General features: G+C 67.8%; 4 protein-coding genes. 3 read left to right on the forward strand and 1 reads right to left on the reverse strand.

Features of this window, described 5'->3' with window-relative positions; all coding sequences use genetic code 11:
• The first annotated feature begins 175 nt into the window (after positions 1-175).
• Positions 176-1,153 (forward strand): lipoyl synthase, encoded by a 978-nt coding sequence (gene lipA, locus F2Q65_RS15890; protein ID WP_150094393.1) that lies wholly within the window; start codon positions 176-178, stop codon positions 1,151-1,153.
• A gap of 368 nt (positions 1,154-1,521) precedes the next feature.
• On the opposite strand, the gene F2Q65_RS15895 is transcribed toward lipA, so the two are convergent.
• Positions 1,522-4,659 carry an efflux RND transporter permease subunit gene (locus tag F2Q65_RS15895; RefSeq protein WP_150094394.1) on the reverse strand — a complete coding sequence of 1,046 codons (3,138 nt, stop codon included), beginning with the start codon at positions 4,657-4,659 and terminating at the stop codon, positions 1,522-1,524.
• Positions 4,660-4,764: 105 nt separating this feature from the next.
• On the opposite strand from F2Q65_RS15895, the gene F2Q65_RS19545 reads away from it, so the two are divergent.
• Positions 4,765-4,932, forward strand: a complete 168-nt coding sequence (locus F2Q65_RS19545) for a hypothetical protein (RefSeq protein WP_170265775.1) — start codon at positions 4,765-4,767, stop codon at positions 4,930-4,932.
• Positions 4,933-4,936: 4 nt separating this feature from the next.
• Positions 4,937-5,872, forward strand: a complete 936-nt coding sequence (locus F2Q65_RS15900) for a Gfo/Idh/MocA family protein (RefSeq protein ID WP_150094395.1) — start codon at positions 4,937-4,939, stop codon at positions 5,870-5,872.
• Positions 5,873-6,000 lie beyond the last annotated feature (128 nt).

Below are 6,000 nucleotides of genomic sequence, written 5' to 3' on the forward strand. Positions count from 1 at the left end.
CGTGCGGGGCAGGAGGCCCCGCCATTTTTAGCGACGCAAGCCGCTGAAAATGACGCGATTCGGAAACCACGTTTTCGAATCGCGTGCTGATTTCTGGCCAGGATGGCCAATGAATCAGCGTCTCCAAAAGGGAGAAAATCCACAGGACCATGATCAAAAACAAGGAGACCGAGCGATGAACGAGACCGAGCCCCTGGTCGCCCCCTCCCGCAGCACCCCGGAAACCCACCAGCGCGGACGCGACAAGGTGTCGCGCATCCCGGTCAAGGTAACGCCCACGGCGCAGGTGCCGCGCAAGCCCGACTGGATTCGCGCCAAGGCCCCGATCGGGGCCGGCGTGGTCCGGGTCAAGCGACTGCTGCGCGAGAGCGGCCTGGCCACGGTCTGCGAAGAGGCCCAATGCCCCAACCTGGGCGAATGCTTCAACCACGGCACCGCCACCTTCATGATCCTGGGCGACATCTGCACCCGGCGCTGCCCGTTCTGCGACGTGGCCCACGGACGCCCGCAGCCCGTCGACGCGAGCGAGCCCGCCCACCTGGCCCGCTCCATCGCGCGCATGGGCCTGCGCTACGTCGTCATCACCTCCGTGGACCGCGACGACCTGCGGGACGGCGGCGCCGGGCACTTTGCCGCCTGCCTGCGCGCCGTGCGGGCCCAGTGCCCCGACACCCGGCTCGAGGTCCTGGTGCCCGACTTCCGTGGCCGCGAGGCCGTGGCCCTGTCCGCCTTCGTCGACGATGCCGCACCGGACGTCTTCAATCACAACCTCGAGACTGTGCCCCGCCTGTACCGCGAGGCCCGGCCCGGCGCCGACTATCAGGGATCACTGGACCTGCTGGCCCGGTTCAAGGCGTCGCACCCGTCCGTGCCGACCAAGTCCGGCCTGATGCTCGGACTCGGCGAGACCGAAGACGAGGTGCTTGAGGTCTTGCGCGACCTGCGGGCGCACGGCTGCGACATGCTCACCCTTGGCCAGTATCTGCAACCCAGCCGCGACCATCTGCCGGTGCGGCGCTACTGGACCCCCGCGGAGTTCGACCAGCTGGCCGCACAGGCCCGGGACATGGGCTTTTCCGGCGTTGCCAGCGGACCCATGGTGCGCTCCTCCTACCACGCCGATCGCCAGGCACAGGAACTGGTGCGCGGCTAGGGAGACGCTGATTTCCTGGCCATCCTGGCCAAAAATCGGCACGCGATTCGAAAACGTGGTTTCCGCATCGCTTCATTTTCAGCGGCGTGCGCCGCTAGAGATCGCGGGGCTTCCTGCCCCGCGCGGGAAATGCTGAATCAGTCAGCACTTCCCTTGGTGCTGTCGGCCCCCGATGCACGACAGGGCAGGTTGTGCACAGCCTCGGCGAGAATACCCATTGACTTGGTGGTTTTTATGAGGGCTGACGGCCGCCTTCTGTAAGCTGTTGTTTCTGAAGGTGAGTCAGGATTGGTCAAAAATCGGCCGATCTAACGCAAGTCGCCGATCTTCAGCCACTTGGCCCGTTCGCCACCAAGTGTTCCACAGACTTATCCACAGCTGTTGTGGAGCGATTCGCCACCGCTGTGCCGCGTCAGCGGGTGATGGCGTTCGCCGAGGATGGCGTAGAGCATCGGCACCAGCAGCAGCGACACCAGCGTGGAAAAGCTGAGGCCGGCGACGATCACGATGGCCAGGGGTTGCAGCATCTCGGAGCCCTCGCCGATGGCCAGCGCCAGCGGCAGCATGCCGAAGACCGTGGTCAGCGTGGTCATCAGGATGGGCCGCAGGCGCAGCCGCGCCGCCTCGACGATGGCCGCCGCCTTGTCCTGCCCGTCGTGCCTGCGCAGCTCGATGAACTCCACCAGCACGATGGCGTTGTTGACGACGATGCCCGCCAGCATGATCAGCCCCAGCCAGACCGGCATGGACAGCGGCGTGGCGGTCCAGTCCAGGCCGAGCACCACGCCGATCAGGCCGAAGGGCACCGACAGCAGGATGATCAGCGGATTGCGCAGCGATTCGTACTGCACCGCCATGACCACCAGCACCAGGAACAGCGCCAGGCCCAGCAGCAGCCGGCCCAGGTCGCGGCCCTGCTGCAGGGTTTCCAGACTGCCGGCCTCGTAGAGCACGTAGCCCGGCGGCAGATCGACCTCGGCCGCGGCGGCCAGTGCCATCTCGATGGCCTGCTCCAGGGTCAGGTCACCGCCCAGGGAGGCACTGATCTCCACCACCCGCTGCTGGCGGTCGCGCAGGATCTCCGTGGGCTGGGGCAGGATCCGCACTTCCGCCAGGTCCCCCAGGCGGATCGGCACCCGCGGCTCGGTCTTGCTGAACAGGATGATCGACTCCAGGTCACCAGGGGTGCCGATGTCGTCGCGGTCCAGCCGCAGGCGCACATCGATGCTGCGGTCGTCGTCGATGAAATCGGTGACCGTCTGGCCCTCCAGGGCGAAGCGCAGCACGCTGCCGACGTCTTCGGCATCCAGGCCGTAGCTGGCGGCCCGGCGCCGATCCAGCCGCACCGAGAGTTCCTGGGTCACGTCCTCGTTGGAATGCTGCAGGTTGCGCAGCCCGTCCACCTGCTCGAGCCGCCGCGTGATGCGGTCCGCCAGACCCACCAGGGTGTCCAGGTCCGGCCCCTTGATGCGCAGCGCCAGGTCATCGTCCCCGCGGCCGAAGCGGATGCCGCGGATGCCTCGGGTATAGAGATAGACCTTCAGCCCGGGGATGGCGGCGGCGTCGATCTGCGCCTTCACGCGGTCGATCCAGGCCCTGGAGCCGAGTCCGTCGCGGGCGCCCAGCGGCGCCAGTTGCACCTGGATGCTGGCGCGGTGGCTGCTCTCGAAGCTGGAACGGCCGAAGACGAAGCCGCCGACGGTGGTGAACATGGCCTGCACCTCCGGCTGCGCGGCGACGATGGCCTCCACCTGGCGGGTCAGGGCGTCCATCTGGTCGATGTTCACGCCGGTGTCCGCGGTCAGGCTGATGCGCACGTCACCCTCGTCCAGTTCTGGCAGGAACACCTGCTTGCCGCCGAAGAAGCCCGGCACCGTGACCAGCAGCGCGGTGACGAAGCCGGCAATGACGAGCCAGCGCAGCCGCAGCATCCGTACCAGCAGCCAGGCATAGCCATCCTGCAGCCGGCCCAGGGCATGGTCGACGCCACGGCGCATCGCCCCTTCGCGCCCGGCGGGCACCTGTCCGGCCAGGGCCGGGACCAGGGTCAGGGCCACCACCATGGCCGCCAGGATCGCCGCCGAGATGGTGAAGATCAGCTCGCGGAACAGCAGGCCGACCAGTCCGCCGATGAACAGGAACGGCAGCACCGCAGCCAGATTGGTGGACGTTGACGCGACGATGGCGCTGGTCACCTCGCGTGCGGCCCGGGCGGTGCTGGCCTGGGTGGAGCCGCCCAGGCGCTGGTGGCGATGGATGTTCTCCAGCATCACGATGGTGCTGTCCACCAGCATGCCGATGCCCAGCGCCAGCCCGCCAAGGGTCATGATGTTGAAGGTCAGGCCGAAGGCGGCCATCAGGATGAAGGTCACCAGCACCGCGATGGGGATGGCACTGCCGATGATCAGCGTGCGCCGCAGGCTGCCAAGAAACAGGTACACCACCAGCATCGCCAGCAGGGCGCCGCCGACGGCCGCCTGGATGGCGTTGCTGAGGGAATGGCGGATGTAGCGCGCCTGGTCGTCGACCTTGGTGATGGCGACGTCCTCGGGGATCTGGCCTTGCGCGCGCAGTTGCGCCAGTTCCTCGTCCACCGCCTGCACCACCGCCATGGTGTTGGCCAGTGGCTGTTTCTGGATCGACAGCTTGATCCCCGGCGCGTCGTTCAGCCGGATCCGCAGCCGCTCCTCGGCGGCGCCGTCGATGACCTGTGCCACCTCGTTCAGGCGCAGCAGTCCCAGGGGGTCGTCGCGACCCTCCGCCGACAGCGGCAGATCGACGATCTGCTGCACCGAGTTGAAGCGCCCGCCGATGCGTCCGCTGATCTCGCCGTGGGGCATCAGCAGCCGGCCGCCGGGCACGTCGCGGTTGGCTTCCGCCAGGGCCGACTGCAGGTCCAGCACGTCCAGCCCGAGCCCGGCCAGACGATACTGGTCGGCGATCACGCGGACCTCGCGCTCAAGCCCGCCGCCCACCTCCGCGGCGGCAACGCCGGGCAGCGTGAGCAGCGACGGACCCAGGCGGTAGTCCACCCAGCCGCGCAGTTCCACCGGGTCCATCAGGCGCGCGCTGACCACATACTCCGCCACCGGCAGCTGGAAGGGATCGCGCTTGTAGATGACGGGCGGGTCGATGCTCTCGGGCAGGAAGCGCTTGGCCCGGTCCAGCCGCGAACTGGCATCGCGCAGGGCCTGGTCGATGTCCTCGCCGTAGCGGAAGGACAGGTCCACGGCACTGCGGCCTTCGCTGCTGCGCGACTGGATGGCCACGGCGCCCTCGGTGATGGCGAGCTGCTCCTCGAGCTGGCGCGTGACCTCGTCCTCCATCACCCGGGCCGGCACGCCGGGATCCAGTACGCGAATGCGGATGTCCGGGTAGATGATGTGCGGCAGCAGGTCGACGTTCAGGCGCCCGAGGGCGAAGCCGCCCAGCACCATCACCGCCAGCGTCAGCATGACGACGCCTATGGGATGGCGGATGGACCAGGTGGAGATGCCGTCGGTCATTCGCTATCATTGCTACCGGAGCGCGGGCTTTGCAACCCGGAATCAGCGACCGGTCCCGGCCTCCACCCCCTCTGATCGAGAACCAAAGGTCCTGGTCCCGCATCCATGTTCAAACACTCCCGCCGCCGTCGTGTCGACCCCTTTGCTGTCCTGGTGGCGGTGGTTGCCCTGGGCATGACCCTGACCCTGGCCTACCAGATCCTGCTCTACCATGGCGAACCCGCGCCGCCGGTGGCCAAGGAGACGCAGGTGCGGCCCAATGTCGGTGGCTAGGCCCATGCGCGATACACTGAAGGTCGGCGTGGTCGGTGTCGGCTACCTGGGCCGCTTTCATGCCCTGATCTACTCCCGTCTGGCCGGCGTCGAACTGGTGGGCGTTGCCGATGTGGACGCCGAACGCGCCGCCGCCGTCGCCGCCGAGGCGGGCTGCGAGGCCTTTGCCGATCCGTCGGCACTGCTTGGCCGTGTGGATGCGGTCAGCATCGTGGTGCCCACAAGCCTCCATCTGCCGGTGGCACGGCCCTATCTCGAGCAGGGTGTGCACATGCTGCTCGAAAAGCCGGTGGCGCCTGATCTGGATGCGGGCCGAGAGATCGTCCGGCTGGCGGAGGCCTCCGGCGCCACGCTGCAGATCGGCCATCTGGAGCGCTTCAACGCTGGCATCGCTGCGCTGGCGGGCCGGATCGAGTCGCCTCGCTTCATCGAGGCCCAGCGCATGGGTGGGTTTACCGAACGGGCCACCGACGTGGACGTCGTCTCGGACCTGATGATCCACGACATCGACATCATCCTGGCCCTGGTGGACGCCGACCTGGCCGACGTGCGGGCGGTGGGCTCGCCGGTGCTGACCGAGCACGTGGACATCGCCAACGCCCGGCTGGAGTTCGTCAACGGCACAGTCGCCAACGTCGTCGCCAGCCGCGTCTCCGACAAGACCACGCGCCGCATTCGCGTATTCCAGCCCCGGGGCTATCTGTCCCTGGACTTCGTCGAGCAGACCCTGGACATTGCCACGCCGGTGCCGCAGCCGGATGCGGCCCGACCGCAGATCCACCGTGAGCGCATCCAGGTGGAGCCGGTGAAACCCCTTGACCGCGAGATCGCCGCCTTCGTCGACTGCGTCCGCCACCATCGGCGTCCCCTGGTGCACGGCGCCGTGGGACTCCAGGCGCTGGAGGTGGCGCTGCAGGTCAGGGAGCGCATCGGCGCCTGAATCCAGGGCCAAAGCCCCAGGCCAGCATTGGACGCTAAGGAACGCGCCCAAAACAAGGTGAATACTGTAGGGCGGATAAGCGAAGCGCATCCGCCGTTGTGGCCTGTGGCGGATGCGCTTCGCTTATC

The organism is Thiohalocapsa marina, from assembly GCF_008632335.1.
Classification (GTDB): domain Bacteria; phylum Pseudomonadota; class Gammaproteobacteria; order Chromatiales; family Chromatiaceae; genus Thiohalocapsa; species Thiohalocapsa marina.

Bases quoted from the DNA above. Each gene is read 5' to 3' on its own strand.
- F2Q65_RS19545 (WP_170265775.1), top strand. From the start codon at position 4,765: ATGTTCAAACACTCCCGCCGCCGTCGTGTCGACCCCTTTGCTGTCCTG.
- F2Q65_RS15900 (WP_150094395.1), top strand. From the start codon at position 4,937: ATGCGCGATACACTGAAGGTCGGCGTGGTCGGTGTCGGCTACCTGGGC.
- lipA (WP_150094393.1), top strand. From the start codon at position 176: ATGAACGAGACCGAGCCCCTGGTCGCCCCCTCCCGCAGCACCCCGGAA.
- F2Q65_RS15895 (WP_150094394.1), bottom strand. From the start codon at position 4,659: ATGACCGACGGCATCTCCACCTGGTCCATCCGCCATCCCATAGGCGTC.